The sequence below is a fragment of the Embleya sp. NPDC055664 genome (assembly GCF_053618075.1).
The window spans coordinates 83,371-99,970 of record NZ_JBSHGZ010000006.1; the positions used below are offsets into that span (position 1 = coordinate 83,371).

A 16,600-nucleotide genomic window follows, 5' to 3' on the forward strand; every position below is an offset into this window, starting at 1 on the left:
GTCTCAGTCCCTTCCGGTCGGTGGGGTCGTGCCGCCCGCCGGCGGCTTGGCGTTGGTGCTGCGGTTGCCCGCCGTGGCCGGCTTGGCGGGCGTGGCGCCGCGCGGCGGCTCGGTGCTCGCCGGCGGCGCGGGCGGCGCCTGCTGCGCGGGCGGCGGCGCGGGTGTCTCCGGGGTCGGCGCGGGCGGCAGTATCGAGTCGCGCGGATCGGTGCGCGGCGGCTCGATCACCACGCCCACCGTGTCCAGGCTGGAGAAGTGCACGTAGGACTTCACCTCGACGCTGCGGGTCAACTCGCCCGGGGTGTTGCGCACCTCGGCGACCTCGCCCACCGGCACGCCCGGCACGAACGGCTTGCCGCCCTGCGAGCCGAACGTCACCAGCCGGTCGCCCTTCTTGACCTGGGCCTGTCCGTTGAGCAGCTTGAGGTTCAACGGCTTGCTGCCGCGGCCGGAAGTGATCCCTATTTCCATCGACCCCGCCAGGCGCGAGCCGACCGAGAAGCCGGGGTCGGTGGCGAGCAGCACGGTCGAGGTCATCGGGCCGACCTGGGTCACCCGCCCGACCAGACCGTCGCCGTTGATCACGGTCATGTCGGGCTTGATGCCGTCGCCGGCGCCCGCGTCGATGGTGACCGTCCAGGAGAAGCCCTGGGCGGGGCCGATGGCGACCACGCGCGCGGGCTTGATCCGATACTGGCCGGCCGCCGAGACCTTGAGCAGTTTGTCGAGTTCGGCCGCGCGGTTGCGGTCGAACTGGATGTTGTCCACCTGTTGCCGGAGTTTGGCGTTCTCGTCCTGGAGGCGCTTCTTCTCGCCCTCGTGGGAACCCGCGTCCTTGACCGCGTTCACGGCCCGGCCGACGGGGTCCACGGCCGCGGACACGCCGCGTTCGGCGGGACCGAACACGGCCGAGGCCCAGTCGCGCACGTTCGCGATGGGCGAGTTCCGGCCACCGCGGATGTCCACGGTGATGAGGGCGAAAGAGATCGCCAGCAGCAGCACGAGGACCAGCCGACCATGCCGGGAGTCCCTCACGATGCGCGCCCGCCCCTTTCGTACATTGCGGCGCTGGTGGGCAGTTGTGGTGTGTGGCCGCGTCGGATCGGGCACGGAGGGCGGCGCGTACGGCCGGCCGCCTCCGTCTGCTCGGTCAGCGGCGCGGTTGGGCGTCCAGTACCTGCTGAAGTTTCTCGTACTCCTCGACGCACTTGCCCGCGCCCAGAGCCACCGAGTCCAGCGGGTTGTCGGCGATGTGGATCGGCATGCCGGTCTCGGTCCGCAGCCGCTCGTCGAGGCCGCGCAGCAGGGCGCCGCCACCGGTGAGCACGATGCCGCGATCCATCACGTCGCCGGCGAGTTCGGGCGGACACTGGTCCAGGGTGCTCTTGACCGCGTCCACGACGGTGTTGACCGGTTCCTCGATGGCCTTGCGGACCTCGGAGGTGGAGATCACGATCGTCTTCGGCAGCCCGCTGACCAGGTCGCGGCCGCGGATCTCGCTGTGCTCGTCCTCGCCGAGGTCGAAGGCCGAGCCGATCGACATCTTGATTTCCTCGGCACTGCGCTCGCCCAACAGCAGCGAGTATTCCTTCTTGACGTAGGCGATGATCGCGTTGTCCAGCTCGTCGCCGGCCACCCGGATCGACTGCGCGGTGACGATCCCGCCGAGCGAGATCACCGCCACCTCGGTGGTGCCGCCGCCGATGTCGACGACCATGTTGCCGGTCGCCTCGTGCACCGGCAGGCCGGCGCCGATCGCGGCGGCCATGGGTTCCTCGATGATGTGCACGCTGCGCGCGCCGGCCTGGCTGGACGCCTCGACCACCGCGCGGCGTTCGACGCCGGTGATGCCGGAGGGCACGCAGATCACCACGCGCGGACGGGCCAGGTAGCGGCGGCGGTGCACCTTGAGGATGAAGTAGCGCAACATCCGCTCGGTGATCTCGAAGTCGGCGATCACCCCGTCCTTGAGCGGTCGGATCGCCACGATGTTGCCGGGCGTGCGCCCGATCATCTTCTTCGCCTCGGCGCCGACCGCCAGGATGCCCCCGGTCGTGGTGTTCTTGGCGACCACCGACGGCTCGTTCAATACGATGCCGCGGCCTCTGACGTACACCAGCGTGTTGGCCGTACCGAGGTCGACCGCCATGTCACGACCGATGAACGACAAGTTGTTCGCCATAAAAAGAACCTAGGGCCTTCCCGAGCTCGTAGCCATGAGGACATGAGCCGGCCGGGGGACGTCGCGACGCCGAACCGGCCGACCACAATCGTAGGCACGGTGTAACGGCGGTAGAAACACGATGTTCCGGGGCACGGCTGCACCCTCCATCCACCATGACGTGATCACCGGGTGAGGGGTTGCGTGCCACGCGCGGCGAATGGAGGGATTTCCCTCTAACAGCGCACGCACGGCGCCCGATCGGCACCTTCCGCGCTCACGCGCGGACGCACCCGGCGTGTTCGTGAAAAAATTCCACGCCCGGTGCGGCCCGCGCGCGTCGCGCGACTCCGGGGATCGTGCCGGCACGGGGTCCGGCCCGATGCGCGGGGCGCGATCGCGGGATCCGCCCGGGCGTCGCGGCCGAACCGTCAGGCGTGCTCGGGGAAGAAGTTCTTGATTTCGCGCTCGGCCGACTCCACCGAGTCGGACCCGTGCACGATGTTCTCCCGGGTGATGGTGGCGAAGTCGCCGCGAATCGTGCCCGGCAGGGCCTTGATCGGGTCGGTGACGCCCGCGAGCGTGCGGAACGACTCGATCACGCGCTCGCCCTCGACGATCATCGCCACCGACGGCGCCGAGGTCATGAACTCCACGAGCGGGGCGTAGAACGGCTTGCCCTCGTGCTCGGCGTAGTGCCGCTCGATCGTCTCGCGGTCCATCACGCGCAGATCGAGCGCGGTCAGGGTGAAGCCCTTGCGCTCGATGCGGCCGATGACCTCGCCGACGAGACCGCGCCGGACTCCGTCCGGCTTGACCAGGACGAGCGTGCGCTCGGACATGGGGCTCCTTGCTTGATCGGAGAGGGGGGCTCGGTACGGGTGTTGCGCCGTACGGGTATCGCACCGTACGGATGTTGCGACGTACGGGTGTCGCGACCCTGCGAATGGGTCAACGCCCAGAGCCTATCCGGGGTAACGCCCGGACCATTCGGCCGTATCCCGGATCACTCGGCCGTGGCCTCGCGGGCCGCCTTGGCGGCGTCGATGATCCGCCCGACCCGGATGCAGCCGTACCAGATGAGGCCGAACACCACGCCGATCAGGAACATCATCGGGACCACGAAACCGGTCAGGAACAGGCCGGCCTGGAGCACCCAGCCCGCGGTGATCGCCCACGGCTCCTTGAGCTTGGCGCACAACCACACGCACACCAGCGCCGAGGGCCCCGCGACCGCCCACAACACCCCGGTGGAGATGTCGGTGAGCTGCATGGCGACCAGCGCGGCCAGGCAGATCACCAGGGCCTGGCCGATCAGGTGGGTCGAGCACAGCGCGCGCATCCTCAGGCGTCCCTTCCGTCGGTCCGGCCGGTTCCGCCCTCGCGTGCGCCGCCCTTGAGCAACACCCGCGCCTCGCCGACGGTGACCACCGAGCCGGTGATCAGGACGCCGGCGCCGCCGAGGTCGCCCTCCTCCTCGGCCAGGGTGACCGCGGCCTCGATCGCGTCGGGCAGGGCGGGCTGTACGTCCACCCGGTCGGCGCCGAAGACCTCGACGGCGAGCGCGGCGAGTTCGTCGACGGGCATCGCGCGCGGCTGCGAGTTCTGCGTGACCACGACCTCCGCGAGCACCGGCTCCAAGGCCTCCAGGACGCCCCTGACGTCCTTGTCGGCCATCACCGCGACCACCCCGACCAGGTGCCGGAAGTCGAACGAGTCGCTCATCGCGCGGGCCGTGGCCAGGGCGCCGGCGGGGTTGTGCGCGGCGTCGATCAACACGGTGGGGCTGCGTCGGACCACTTCGAGCCGACCCGGCGAGGTGACCGACGCGAACGCCTCGCGGACCAGGTCGGCGTCCAGCGCACCGGCGCCGGTGAGCCCGGGTCGATCGGCCGTGCCGACGCCCAGGAACGCCTCCACGGCGGCCAGCGCCACCGCGGCGTTCTCCGCCTGGTGCATGCCGTGCAGCGGCAGGAAGACGTCCTCGTACTCCCCCGCCAGTCCGCGCAGGGTGAGCAACTGGCCGCCGACTGCGAGGTCGCGCCGGACCACGCCGAACTCCATGCCCTCGCGGGCCACCGTCGCGTCCACCTCGACCGCGCGCCGCAGCAGCGACTCGGCGGCGTCGGCGGGCTGGCGGGCCAGTACGACCAGGCTGTCCTTCTTGATGATCCCGGCCTTTTCCACCGCGATCTCACCGGGCGTGGAGCCGAGCCGGTTGGCGTGGTCGACCGCGATCGGGGTGACCACCGCGACCGTGCCGTCGACCACATTGGTCGCGTCCCACGTGCCGCCCATGCCGACCTCGACCACCGCGACGTCCACCGGCGCGTCGGCGAACGCCGCGTACGCCATGGCGGTGATCACCTCGAAGAAGGACAACCGGTGCGGCTGCGCGGCGTCGACGATGTCGATGTAGGGCTGGATGTCGCGGTAGGTCTCGACGAAGCGTTCCGCGCTGATCGGCTCGCCGTCCAGGCTGATCCGCTCGGTCATCGACTCGACGTGCGGGCTGGTGTAGCGGCCGGTGCGCAGGCGCAGCGCGCCCAGCAGGCTCTCGATCATCCGGGCCGTGCTGGTCTTGCCGTTGGTGCCGGTGATGTGGATGACCGGGTAGGCCCGCTGGGGTTGGCCGAGCACGTCCATCAGCGCGACGACACGTTCGGTGGAGGGGTCGAGCTTGGTCTCGGGCCAGCGCCCGACCAGTTCGGCCTCGACGGCGCGCTGGGCGGCCAGGGCCTCGGCGGGGTCTGTCACAGGTGTCACCGGTTCTGATCGAGTTCTTCGGGAGCTGGTCGAGTGCCGGCCGTGCGCGCGGCCCGGGGGTGCCCGGGCCGCGCGGCCGTACGGGTCAGGCCGAGGGCAGCCGGTCCAGCTGGCCCTCGATGCGTGCGATGTCGGCCTCGGCGCCGGCCAGCTTCTCCCGGACCTTGTCCACCACGTCGGGGGCGGCCTTGGCCAGGAAGCCCGCGTTGCCGAGCTTCTTGGTGTTCACGTCGCGGACCTTCTGCGCCTCGGCCAGGTCCTTGGACAGCCGCTTGCGCTCGGCGGCGAAGTCGATCGCGCCGGACAGGTCCAGCTCGATCAGCGCGCCCGCGACCGGGAAGGACGTGGTCGCCGAGAAGCCCTCGCCGGCCGGCGTGCAGCGGGCGAGTTGCCGCAGCGCCGCCTCGTGCGCGGCGATCGTGGTGCCCTCGAGCGAGATGTTGGCCGGCACCCGCTGGCCGGGCTTGAGGCCCTGGTCCGAGCGGAACCGGCGGACCTCGGTGACCACCTGCTGGAGGGTGGTGATCTCGGCCTCGGCGGCCGGGTCGGCGAACCCGCTCGGCGCCGGCCATTCGGCGACCACCAGCGACTCGCCGCCGGTGAGCGTGGTCCACAACTCCTCGGTGACGAACGGCACGACCGGGTGCAGCAGCCGCAGCGTCACGTCGAGCACGTGGCCGAGCACGCGCCGGGTGGCCCGGGCCGCGGCCTCGTCGTCGCCGTTGAGCGGGAGTTTGGCCAGCTCGACATACCAGTCGAAGACCTCGTCCCAGGCGAAGTGGAACAGCGTGTCGGACAACTTCGCGAACTGGTAGTCCTCGTAGTAGGCGTCGACCTCCGCCACCACCGCGTCCAGGCGGGACAGGATCCAGCGATCGGTCGCCGACAGGTGCTCGGCGGCCGGCATCGGGCCCTCGACGGTGGCGCCGTTCATCAGCGCGAACCGGGTGGCGTTCCAGATCTTGTTGCAGAAGTTGCGCGAGCCCTGGACCCAGTCCTCGCCGATCGGCACGTCGGTGCCCGGGTTGGCGCCGCGGGCCAGGGTGAAGCGCAGCGCGTCGGTGCCGTACGCGTCCATCCAGTCGATCGGGTCGACCACGTTCCCGAACGACTTGGACATCTTCTTGCCGAACTGGTCGCGGACCAGGCCGGTGAGCGTGATGGTGTGGAACGGCGCCTGGCCGTCCATCGCGTACAGGCCGAACATCATCATCCGGGCGACCCAGAAGAAGATGATGTCGTGGCCGGTGAGCAGCACGTCGGTCGGATAGAACTTGGCCAGGTCGGCGGTTTGTTCGGGCCAGCCGAGGGTGGAGAAGGGCCACAGGCCGGAGGAGAACCACGTGTCCAGCACGTCGGTGTCCTGCGTCCAGCCCTCGCCGGTGGGCGCCTCGTCGTTCGGGCCCACGCAGACCGTCTCGCCGTTCGGGCCGTACCAGACCGGGATGCGGTGGCCCCACCACAGCTGCCGCGAGATGCACCAGTCGTGCATGTTGTCGACCCAGGCGAAGTAGCGCCCGGCCAGCTCCTGCGGGTGGATGGCCACCCGGCCGTCGCGCACCGCGTCGCCGGCGGCCTTGGCCAGCGGCTCGACCCTGACCCACCACTGCATGGACAGGCGCGGCTCGACGGTGGTCTTGCAGCGCGAGCAGTGCCCCACGGCGTGGGTGTACGGGCGCTTCTCGGCGACGATCCGGCCCTGCTCGCGCAGCGCGGCCACGATCGCGAAGCGCGCCTCGTAGCGGTCCAGGCCCTGGAACGGGCCATGCGCCGTGACGATCGCGCGCTCGTCCATGATCGTCGGCATCGGCAGGTCGTGCCGGCGGCCGATCTCGAAGTCGTTCGGGTCGTGCGCCGGGGTCACCTTGACCGCGCCGGTGCCGAACTCGGGGTCCACGTGCTCGTCGGCCACGATCGGGATCCGCCGACCGGTGAGCGGCAGTTCGATCTCGGTGCCGACCAAGTGCGCGTAGCGCTCGTCGCTCGGGTGCACCGCGACGGCCGTGTCGCCGAGCATGGTCTCGGCGCGGGTGGTGGCCACCACGATCGAGGCGTCGCCGTCGCCGTAGCGGATCGAGACCAGCTCGCCCTCGTCGTCCTGGTGCTCGACCTCGATGTCGGAGATCGCGGTCAGACAACGCGGACACCAGTTGATGATGCGCTCGGCGCGGTAGATCAGCTCGTCGTCGTAGAGCCGCTTGAAGATGGTCTGCACGGCCCGGGACAGGCCCTCGTCCATGGTGAAGCGCTCACGCGACCAGTCGACGCCGTCGCCGAGTCGGCGCATCTGGCCGAGGATCCTCCCGCCGTACTCTTCCTTCCACTGCCAGACCCGGTCCACGAACGCCTCACGGCCCAGGTCGTGCCGCGACTTGCCCTCCTTGGCCAGCTCGCGCTCGACCACGTTCTGGGTGGCGATGCCGGCGTGGTCCATGCCGGGCAGCCACAGCGCCTCGAAGCCCTGCATGCGCTTGCGGCGGGTGAGCGCGTCCATCAGCGTGTGCTGGAACGCGTGACCGAGGTGCAACTGCCCGGTCACGTTCGGCGGCGGGATGACGATCGTGTACGGCGGCTTGTCGCTCTTGGCGTCGGCCTCGAACCAACCCGCGGCTACCCAGCGCTCGTACAGCTTCCCCTCTACCTCGGCGGGGGTGTACTGGGAGGGAAGGGCCTGCGGCTGCTCGGCGGCAGCGGCTGCGGGAGTGGTGTTCTCGGTCACCGCCCCAGTCTACGGAAGGCGCGTGGGCGCCTTCGACGCGGCGGGGAGAGCGCGACGGCGCGGCGGGCGCGGGCCGGTTTCGCGTCGACGGCGTCCCGCGCTTGTCACCGTGCTGTCACCGCGACCCCGCCGGTCGGCGGGCACCGCTAACTTGCGGTACGAGCCGTTCCGGTTTCGCCGATCACGCGTCGGTCGCAGCGTCGGGAGCGGCCCGATATCCGTGAGTTCTCGAATCCGGGGGGATTTTCGTGCGTACTCGCACCACGACACTGCTCACCGCCGTCACCGTCTCGCTGCTCGGGGCGACCGTGCTGACGGGCTGCCAGGCCAAGGACGACAAGGCCGACAAGGCCGACCGCAGCGGCCCGGCACAGGCCGCGACGGCCCTGCCGGACAAGGCCACGTCGACCGCGGCCGTCACGAAGCCGCCGACCCTGCCGCCCGGCAAGGACGTGTCGAACGGGCCGTCGACGTCGGCCCGGCCGGCCGGCTCGGACGGTGTCCTGCGGCTCCGGCCGTCCGCCCAGGCCGGTGGCCTGGCCCGGCTGCTCGACGGGCCGAGCGACGTCCCGGTCGATCCGGGCGAGGTGCGCTCGCCCGCGAACAACGTGCTGGTCGCGGCCTACGGCGCGGCCGGGTCCGGCCCGCGCTCGGTGTTGTTCGTCGGGGTGGACGGGATGACCGGGATCGACGGGAAGCGTCTGGAGCACATGGTCCGCGGCATGGTGGACTACGTGGACGCCACCGAGGGCGGCGTTCCGTCGGGGCTCGCCATGAAGGGCTACGACCCGGGCCCGCTGGGCGGCACCCTGGAGTGTGTACCCGCCCAGGACGCCCGGCCGGCGGCGATCTGCGGGTGGGCGGACAAGTACACCACGGCCGTGGCCTACTTCGACCGGTTGTCGGCGGACCAGGCCGCGGTGAAGTTCAAGGCGATGCGCGCGGATCTGGAGAAGTAGCGCCCGTCGGCGACGCGCGGGGCCGGCCGGTCGAACGCCGGTTCGCGCGTCGCCTCGCGGCGCCGCCGTCGTTGTACCGGGTACCGATGACGTACGGCCGGACCACGGGGCGGTGGGGGCGATGGGCGACGGATACGGCGGCGGGCAGGGGCCCGGGACGGGCGGGGCGGGGTATCCGTTCGGCCCGCCGGGCGACCCGGACCCGGGCGCGAGCCGGTCGCGGGACCGGTTCGCGCTCCTGGCGGGCGTGCTCGGCAGCGTGGTCGTGGTGACGGTCGCCGTGGTGACCGTGCTCCTGCTCCTGGAGACCGGCGGCGAGCCGGCCCGCACGCCGCCCGGCCTGCCCGTCGCGCCGGCCGCCGCGCGGATGTCGGGGCCGCTCGCGATGCCTTCCGCGATCGAGGGCCGCGGACCGGTGGCCCGTACCGAACTTCCGCCCGCGGTGACCGAGTTGACCGCGACGATGGCCCGCACCTTCGCCGACGTGCGCACCGAGGTCTTCGGCGGCGCACAGACCCGGAGGACGGTGTTGCTGACCTTGGCGAGCAGGCGCGAGACGGCGCCGGTGGCCTACGTCCGGGATTTCGTACCGGCGGTCGCGACGCCCGAGGAGACGCCGGTGCCCGGCGGTCCGCCGGGGCTGCTCCGCTGCTGGCACAACCCCACCACGGCGATGTGCCTGTGGGGCGACGAGCACGACCTGATCTACGTCAGCGACGGCGCGGGCACCGACCACGCCCGCCTGGTGATCGCCAACGTGTACGCGGGCACCGCCCGCTGAGCCGGGCATCGGGGTCGGGGCGAGCACGCCACCCCGACCCGGCCTGGCTCAGGCGCTCTTGTCGCGCCGCTCGCGCTTGACCACGTCGCGCGGCACGAGCGTGGGGTTGACGTGCTTGAGCACCACCTGGTCGGTGACCACCACGCGGGCCACGTCCTTGCGGGACGGGACCTCGTACATCACCGACTGGAGCACCTCTTCGAGGATCGCGCGCAGGCCGCGGGCACCGGTGCCGCGCATGATCGCCTGATCGGCGATCGCCTCCAGCGCCTCCATCTCGAAGTCCAGCTCGACGCCGTCGAGTTCGAACAGCCGGCGGTATTGCTTCACCAGCGCGTTCTTGGGCTCGGTCAGGATCTGGATCAGCGCCTCGCGGTCCAGGTTGTGCACCGAGGTGAGCACCGGGAGCCGGCCGATGAACTCGGGGATCATGCCGAACTTGAGCAGGTCCTCGGGCATCACGTCGGCGAACGAGTCGGCGCTCTCCACATCGCGCTTGGAGCGGATCTGCGCGCCGAAGCCGATGCCCTTGCGGCCGACCCGGCCCTCGATGATCTTCTCCAGGCCGGCGAACGCGCCGCCCACGATGAACAGCACGTTCGTCGTGTCGATCTGGATGAACTCCTGGTGCGGGTGCTTGCGCCCGCCCTGCGGCGGCACACTCGCGGTGGTGCCCTCGATGATCTTCAGCAGCGCCTGCTGGACACCCTCGCCGGACACGTCGCGGGTGATCGAGGGGTTCTCGCTCTTGCGAGCGATCTTGTCCACCTCGTCGATGTAGATGATCCCGGTCTCGGCCTTCTTGACGTCGTAGTCGGCCGCCTGGATCAGCTTGAGGAGGATGTTCTCCACGTCCTCGCCGACGTAGCCCGCCTCGGTGAGCGCGGTGGCGTCGGCGATGGCGAACGGCACGTTGAGCATCCGGGCCAGGGTCTGCGCCAGGAGCGTCTTGCCGCAGCCGGTCGGCCCGAGCAGCAGGATGTTCGACTTGGCCAGCTCCACGCCGTCGTCGCGCGAGGCCTTGCCCGCCTCGCCGGCCTGGACCCGCTTGTAGTGGTTGTACACCGCAACCGAGAGCGCCTTCTTGGCGACTTCCTGCCCGACCACGTAGCCGTCGAGGAATTCGTAGATCTCCCGCGGCTTGGGAAGCTCCTCGAACTTCAACTCGGAGGACTCGGAGAGCTCCTCCTCGATGATCTCGTTGCACAGGTCGATGCACTCGTCGCAGATGTAGACACCCGGACCGGCAATGAGCTTCTTCACCTGCTTCTGGCTCTTTCCACAGAACGAGCACTTGAGCAGGTCGCCACCGTCACCGATGCGTGCCACGAGGTGCATCTCCTTCGCCTGGGCCCCGGATGTGTACCGGACCTGGTGCCTGGTCTTTCGACGGTACCCCGCCGGAATCTCCGCTCCCCCGGTTTCCCCCGGTTTTGACCATCAACCGGTCACCGTTGTCCGGTCGGCGGCAAGCCGCCGACCGGGCGGGGACAACTAGCCGACGACCTTCCGAGGTGCGGTGATCTCGTCGATGAGGCCGTACGCGAGCGCCTCTTCGGCCGTCAGAATCTTGTCGCGCTCGATGTCGTCGCGAATCTGCTCGATCGGCTTGGTCGTGTGCTTGGCGAGCATCGTCTCCAGCATGGTGCGCATGCGCTGGATCTCACGAGCCTGGATCTCCAGGTCGCTGACTTGCGCGCGCCCGGTTTCACTGTACGGCTGGTGGATGAGGATGCGGGAGTTCGGCAGCGCCATTCGCTTGCCCGGAGTTCCCGCGGCGAGCAGAACGGCCGCGGCGGAGGCCGCCTGGCCCATGCACACCGTCTGGATGTCGGGGCGCACGAACTGCATCGTGTCGTAGATCGCGGTGAGCGCCGTGAAGGACCCGCCGGGCGAGTTGATGTACATCGAGATGTCCCGATCGGGGTCCATCGACTCGAGCGTCAGGAGCTGCGCCATCACGTCGTTGGCCGACGCGTCGTCGACCTGGACGCCGAGGAAGATGATCCGCTCTTCGAACAGCTTGGTGTACGGGTCCTGCTCGCGGTAGCCCTGCGACGTGCGCTCGATGAAGCGCGGCAGGACGTAGCGGCTCTCGGCGCTGCGCGAGGCCAGGGGTGCCAGGCCCTCGGGCCGGTGGAACAGATTGTCGTTCATGAAATCTCAGCCCTCCGGGACTGCGGACTCGACTCGGTTGCCGGGCGACCGGTGACCGCCGTCAGCGCTTGTCGGCTGTGCGGTCGGTCGGTACGGACGCCGGGATCAGCTGGTGCTGCCGGTGTTGGGAACCTCGGCCGCACTGCGAACCACGTGGTCCACCAGGCCGTATTCCTTGGCCTCTTCGGCGGAGAACCAGCGGTCGCGGTCCGAGTCGTGCTCGATCTTCTCGGGGGTCTGCCCGGAATGGTGTGCGATCAGGTGAGTCATCTTGCGCTTGGTGCGCAGCAGCTGCTCGGCCTGGATCTTGATGTCGGACGCCGAGCCGCCGAGGCCGGCGGACGGCTGGTGCATCAGGATCTCGGAGTTGGCCAGCGCGATGCGCTTGCCGGGGGCTCCGGCGGTCAACAGGAACTGGCCCATGGAGGCGGCCAGGCCCATCGCGACGGTCGCGACATCGTTGCTGATCCACTGCATCGTGTCGTAGATCGCCATACCGGCGGTGATGGAGCCACCGGGCGAGTTGACGTAGAGCCAGATGTCCTTTTCCGGGTCCTCCGCGTTCAGCAGCAAAAGCTGGGCGGAGATCGCGTTGGCGATCTGGTCCTCGACGACCGAGCCGAGGAAGATGATCCGCTCGCGCAGCAACCGGTTGTAGACCTGGTCGTCGAGCCCCATCCCACCCGGCTGAGATGCACGCGAAGTGGGCACCGCGAGCCCCGGAGTCACGATCTGCGGATTCGTCACGTATCCACCTGCTCGTTTCCGACGGCAATCCCGAGCCGTCACGAAGTCGACCTTGGGAGGCACCTGCTTTTGTGGCGGGTGACCCCCTTCGTACAGCGACCCTAACGCGCGGATCGTCGCAGGCCATCCCAGACTCAGGACTGTTCGCCCAGAGCGCAGCAGGGCGATATCCGGCCGGTGACGGGGTAGTCGCGCGCGGATCGCACCCGGGTCGACCACCGGGCCCCGGATGCCTCCACGAAGGCGTGTGCGCGCTTCCACGGGCCTTCGGAGCATGCCGACGGGCCCGGCCCCCGCCGAAGCGGGGACCGGGCCCGGGTGTCGCGTGCCGCGCCGGTCGTGGCCGACGCGGGAGGGTGGATCAGGCCTCGGCCTTGTCCGTCGCGGTCTCGTCCGTGCCGGTCTCGTCCGTCGCCGCGGCCTCTTCGGTCTCGGCGTGGTCGTGGCCCTCGTGGTCGTCCGCGTGCAGGTCGACACCGAGGCCGACCTCGTTGCCCGAGGCGTCCTTGGCCTTGGCGCCCTTGGCGATGACCTCCAGGGCCTTGCCGCGGGCGACCTCGCCGACCAGGACCGGCACGTAGCCGGACTGCATGACCTGCTGGGCGAACTGGTCGGGGCTCATGCCGGACTGCTGCGCCCGCTGGATGAGGTGCTGGGTCAGCTCTTCCTGGTTGACGGAGAGCTGCTCCTTCTTGACGACCTCGTCGAGCACGAACTGGGCGCGCATGCCCTTGCGCACGCTGTCCTGGAGCTCTTCCTCGTACTCCTCGGCGGTCTGGCCCTGGATCTCCAGCCACTTGGCCAGGTCCATGCCCATCATGCCGAGCTGCTGCTCCAGCTGACCGCGGCGCTGCTCGATCTCCTCGGTGACGATGCTCTCCGGCAGCGGCACCTCGATCTGCTCCAGCAGGGCTTCGAGGACCTTGTCCCGGCCCTCGTTCTGCTGGTCGTGCAGCTTCTGGTGGCCCAGCTTCTCGCGCAGGTCCGCCTTCAGCTCCTCCAGCGTGTCGAACTCGCTGGCCAGCTGCGCGAAGTCGTCGTCGAGCTCGGGGAGCTCCTTGGCCTTGACGGTGGTCACCACGACCGAGACCTCGGCGGTCTGCCCGGCGGCGCTGCCACCCTGGAGCTCGGTCTCGAAGGTCTTGGTCTCGCCGGCCGACGCGCCGATGACGGCGGCGTCGAGGCCGTCCAGCATCGTGTCGCCGCCGATCTGGTACGACATCGCCTTCGCGACGCCGTCCTCCAGGACCTCGCCGTCGACCTTGGCCTCGATGTCGATGACGACGGTGTCGCCCTCGGCCGCGGCCCGCTCGACGGTGTTCAGCGCACCGAAGCGGTCGCGCAGCTCCTCGATCTTCTCGGCGACGTCCTCGTCGGTGACGGTGATGTCATCGACCTCGACCTCGATGCCGGAGTAGTCCGGCAGCTCGATCTCGGGACGGGTGTCGACCTCTGCGGTGAACTTCAGATCGGCGCCGCCGGCCAGCTCGGTCACGTCGGTGACCTCGGTGACCTCGGGCTGGCCCAGCACGCGCAGCTCGTTCTCCTCGACGGCCTTGCCGTACGACGAGGACAGGATGTCGTCGAACGCCTCGACGAAGACGGCCTCGCGACCGAAGCGCTGGTCGATGATGCGCGCCGGGATCTTGCCCTTGCGGAAGCCCGGGACCGTCACCTGCTTGCCGATCTTCTTGTACGCCGCGTCGAGGCTGGGCTTCAGCTCCTCGGAGGGAACCTCGACGGTGAGCCGAACCCGGGTCGGGTTCAACGTCTCGACGGCGCTCTTCACGGTAAGGGTCTCCTTGCTGCGGGCTGTTCTTCCGGGCCTGTGCATCTTGCCTGACGGCACACTGAAGGTTCAGAACCGGTGGTACCGATCCATCCTGCAGCGAATTCTCGATGTGGTGGTCGGGGCGGGGAGACTCGAACTCCCGATCTCCTGCTCCCAAAGCAGGCGCGCTAGCCACTACGCTACGCCCCGTGGCGCCCGATGAAGTCTAGAGGACGACACGCTAGAGTCTGCACTGGCCGCGCACCAATCCGCTAACCTAGGCGCCACGTGCACGCCACACCAGCTGCGGGTGTAGCTCAATGGTAGAGCCCTAGCCTTCCAAGCTAGTGGTGCGAGTTCGATCCTCGTCACCCGCTCCAGAGGCAAAGGCCCAGGTCGGAGGTTGTTTCTCCGGACTGGGCCTTTGTCGTACCCGGCTGCGGCTCGTGGGGGCTTCGGTCCCGACCCGGTGGACCTTGGTCCCGACTTCTTCGGGTTGTCGCCGGTCATCCGGAGTGGATTTCCCGATCTCTTGCGGACCCGATCGGTCGATGGGGACGATGAGAAAAGTCGCCAATCTCACTTTTTGTCCCGGTTGGCGGGCTTGCTCCGGTGGGCTACGCGATGTTGATCGCGGTGATGCCGAGCAGGACCAGGATCGTGGCGGCGAGACGGTGGCGGCCGTAGGTCTCGTGGAAGACGACCGTGCCGATCACGGCGCCGATCACCACCGAGGTTTCCCGCAGGGCGGCGATCGTGGCCAGGGTGCCTCGGGTCTGGGCCCAGATGACCAGGGTGTACGCGGCGATCGACATGGCGCCGCCGAGCAGGCCCCAGGCGCGTTGCGGGTTGCGCTCGCGGGTGGGGTCGCGGCGCAGGCGCAGTCGCAGGACCACGATGGTCGGAGCCGATTCGAGGACGAAGAGCCAGGCCGCGTACGACATCGCCGAGCCGGAGGAGCGGGCGCCGACCCCGTCCAGGACGGTGTACAGCGCGATCGCGCAGCCGGTGGCGAACGCGGCCGCGACGGCGGCGGCCTCGGCCCGGCGCGGTATCCCGCCGGCCAGGGCGAGCACGAGCATCCCGATCGAGATCACCACCACGCCGACGGTCTGCGTCACGGTGAGGTATTCGTGCAGCAGGGTCACCCCGATCAGCGCGGTGACCCACGGGGAGGTGCCCCGGGCGATCGGGTACACCTGACCGAAGTCGCCGAGCCGATAGGTCTCCAGCAGCAGCAGGTTGTACACCGTGTGCAGGGCGGCCGAGCCGAGCAGCCAGGGCCAGGCACCGGCCGCCGGGACGCCGACGAACGGCAGGCAGACCAGCCCGATGCCCAGGCTCGCCACCTGGATCATGAGCATGGTCGCGAGTCGGTCCTTGAGGCCGTGCGCGAGCGCGTTCCAGGCGGCGTGCAGCCCGGCCGAGCCGAGTACGGCGGCGGTGACCGCCGGGGTCACGCGCGAACCGCGAGCCGGCGGTCGACCCCGGATATAGCGCCTGGGAGGGGGAACTCGCAGCCGGACGCGGGTAGCTGATGACACGTCATTCGGATCATCCAAGCACGGCGGGCGCGATAATGGCCGTCCATATGACCCATCACTCCTCCATGACCCATCACTCCTCCGCCCTCGCCTCGCTGCGCGGCCTCGCGCTCGGCGACGCCCTGGGCGCCCAGTTCTTCGTCCCCGACAACCTCCCCCACCTGGCCGACCGTCGCCTTCCGGCCGGCGAGTGGCCGTGGACCGACGACACCGAAATGGCCTGCGTTCTGCACGCCGAACTGACCCGGCGCGGGCGGGTCGATCAGGACGCGCTAGCCCGGGCGTTCGCGGTGCGGCACGACTTCGATCGGGGCTACGGGCCCTCGACGAACCGGATGTTGCGCCTGGTGCGCCAGGGCGGCGACTGGCGGACGTTGGCCGCCGAACCGTTCGACGGGCAGGGCTCGTGGGGCAACGGGGCCGCGATGCGGGTGGCGCCGCTGGGCGCGTGGTTCGCGGCCGACCTCGACGCGGTGGTGGAGCAGGCGGCGCGTTCGGCCGAGGTGACGCACACCCACCCCGAGGGCGTCGCGGGCGCGGTGGCGGTGGCCGTGGCGGCGGCGGGCGCGGCCACTCTGGAGCAGCCGGAGCCGGCCGACTTCATCGCCTTCGTCCGGGACCGCACCCCCGCCGGACTGGTCCGTGAACGCCTGGGAGCGGCACTGGAGTTGGTGGGCCGGACGGACTCCCGAGCGGTGGGTCGCACGCTCGGCAACGGCCGCCTGGTGAGCGCCCCCGACACCGTGCCGTTCGCGATCTGGTCGGCGGCCCGGCATCTCGACGACTACGCGGCGGCGTTCTGGTCGACCGCGAGCGCGGGCGGGGACGTGGACACGACGTGCGCGATCGTCGGGGGAATCGTCGGCGTTCGGGCCGAGTTGCCGGCCGGGTGGGTCGCGAATGTGGAGACGCTGCCGACGTGGTGGCGCGAGGTGATCGAGGCCGATCGGCTTGAATAGTTGGCAAAGGCGAGAGCGCTGCACCATGATGAGCGC

At 70.0% G+C, this 16,600-nt stretch carries 14 protein-coding genes and 2 tRNA genes; 4 read left to right on the plus strand and 12 right to left on the minus strand.

What is annotated here, in order from left to right; translation table 11 throughout:
- Positions 1-3: 3 nt before the first annotated feature.
- The 6 genes from mreC to ACWGR4_RS12825 form a co-directional block, all read right to left on the minus strand.
- Positions 4-1,035 carry a rod shape-determining protein MreC gene (mreC, locus tag ACWGR4_RS12800; protein ID WP_380002937.1) on the minus strand — a complete coding sequence of 344 codons (1,032 nt, stop codon included), beginning with the start codon at positions 1,033-1,035 and terminating at the stop codon, positions 4-6.
- 115 nt (positions 1,036-1,150) lie between these two features.
- Complete coding sequence (locus ACWGR4_RS12805) at positions 1,151-2,170, minus strand: rod shape-determining protein (protein WP_078979486.1); 1,020 nt, start codon at positions 2,168-2,170, stop codon at positions 1,151-1,153.
- Positions 2,171-2,592: 422 nt separating this feature from the next.
- Positions 2,593-3,003, minus strand: coding sequence for a nucleoside-diphosphate kinase (gene ndk, locus ACWGR4_RS12810; RefSeq protein ID WP_126642646.1), 411 nt, complete (start codon positions 3,001-3,003; stop codon positions 2,593-2,595).
- 164 nt (positions 3,004-3,167) lie between these two features.
- Complete coding sequence (locus ACWGR4_RS12815) at positions 3,168-3,503, minus strand: DUF4233 domain-containing protein (RefSeq protein WP_078977239.1); 336 nt, start codon at positions 3,501-3,503, stop codon at positions 3,168-3,170.
- 2 nt (positions 3,504-3,505) lie between these two features.
- The gene (folC, locus tag ACWGR4_RS12820; protein WP_452128389.1) at positions 3,506-4,918 is read right to left on the minus strand and encodes a bifunctional tetrahydrofolate synthase/dihydrofolate synthase; all 1,413 of its coding nucleotides are present in this window, start codon (positions 4,916-4,918) and stop codon (positions 3,506-3,508) included.
- 94 nt (positions 4,919-5,012) lie between these two features.
- A complete protein-coding gene (locus ACWGR4_RS12825) occupies positions 5,013-7,646 on the minus strand; it encodes a valine--tRNA ligase (protein ID WP_452128348.1) in 2,634 nt (877 codons plus the stop codon).
- A gap of 248 nt (positions 7,647-7,894) precedes the next feature.
- Here ACWGR4_RS12825 and ACWGR4_RS12830 point away from each other — a divergent pair, with 248 nt between their 5' ends.
- Positions 7,895-8,605, plus strand: coding sequence for a hypothetical protein (locus tag ACWGR4_RS12830; protein ID WP_452128347.1), 711 nt, complete (start codon positions 7,895-7,897; stop codon positions 8,603-8,605).
- 121 nt (positions 8,606-8,726) lie between these two features.
- Entirely contained in the window at positions 8,727-9,386 is a 660-nt protein-coding gene (locus ACWGR4_RS12835) for a hypothetical protein (protein WP_452128346.1), read from the plus strand.
- A gap of 48 nt (positions 9,387-9,434) precedes the next feature.
- Here the strand turns inward: ACWGR4_RS12835 and clpX are convergent, their stop codons facing one another.
- From clpX to ACWGR4_RS12860, 5 genes are all read right to left on the minus strand, one after another.
- A complete protein-coding gene (gene clpX / locus ACWGR4_RS12840; protein WP_078979485.1) occupies positions 9,435-10,715 on the minus strand; it encodes an ATP-dependent Clp protease ATP-binding subunit ClpX in 1,281 nt (426 codons plus the stop codon).
- A gap of 165 nt (positions 10,716-10,880) precedes the next feature.
- A complete protein-coding gene (locus ACWGR4_RS12845) occupies positions 10,881-11,543 on the minus strand; it encodes an ATP-dependent Clp protease proteolytic subunit (RefSeq protein WP_078977234.1) in 663 nt (220 codons plus the stop codon).
- Positions 11,544-11,648: 105 nt separating this feature from the next.
- A complete protein-coding gene (locus ACWGR4_RS12850; RefSeq protein WP_380002931.1) occupies positions 11,649-12,290 on the minus strand; it encodes an ATP-dependent Clp protease proteolytic subunit in 642 nt (213 codons plus the stop codon).
- Between the two features lie 361 nt (positions 12,291-12,651).
- Positions 12,652-14,079, minus strand: a complete 1,428-nt coding sequence (tig, locus tag ACWGR4_RS12855; RefSeq protein ID WP_380002930.1) for a trigger factor — start codon at positions 14,077-14,079, stop codon at positions 12,652-12,654.
- A 116-nt stretch (positions 14,080-14,195) separates the two neighbouring features.
- Positions 14,196-14,271 (minus strand) — tRNA-Pro (locus tag ACWGR4_RS12860).
- Positions 14,272-14,367: 96 nt separating this feature from the next.
- Between ACWGR4_RS12860 and ACWGR4_RS12865 the strand changes: the two genes are divergently transcribed.
- Positions 14,368-14,441, plus strand: a tRNA-Gly gene (locus ACWGR4_RS12865).
- A gap of 237 nt (positions 14,442-14,678) precedes the next feature.
- Here ACWGR4_RS12865 and ACWGR4_RS12870 read toward each other — a convergent pair.
- On the minus strand, positions 14,679-15,521 hold the full coding sequence (locus ACWGR4_RS12870) for an EamA family transporter (RefSeq protein WP_380002929.1): 843 nt from the start codon (positions 15,519-15,521) through the stop codon (positions 14,679-14,681).
- A gap of 149 nt (positions 15,522-15,670) precedes the next feature.
- On the opposite strand from ACWGR4_RS12870, the gene ACWGR4_RS12875 reads away from it, so the two are divergent.
- Positions 15,671-16,564, plus strand: coding sequence for an ADP-ribosylglycohydrolase family protein (locus ACWGR4_RS12875; protein WP_452128345.1), 894 nt, complete (start codon positions 15,671-15,673; stop codon positions 16,562-16,564).
- Positions 16,565-16,600: the final 36 nt, after the last annotated feature.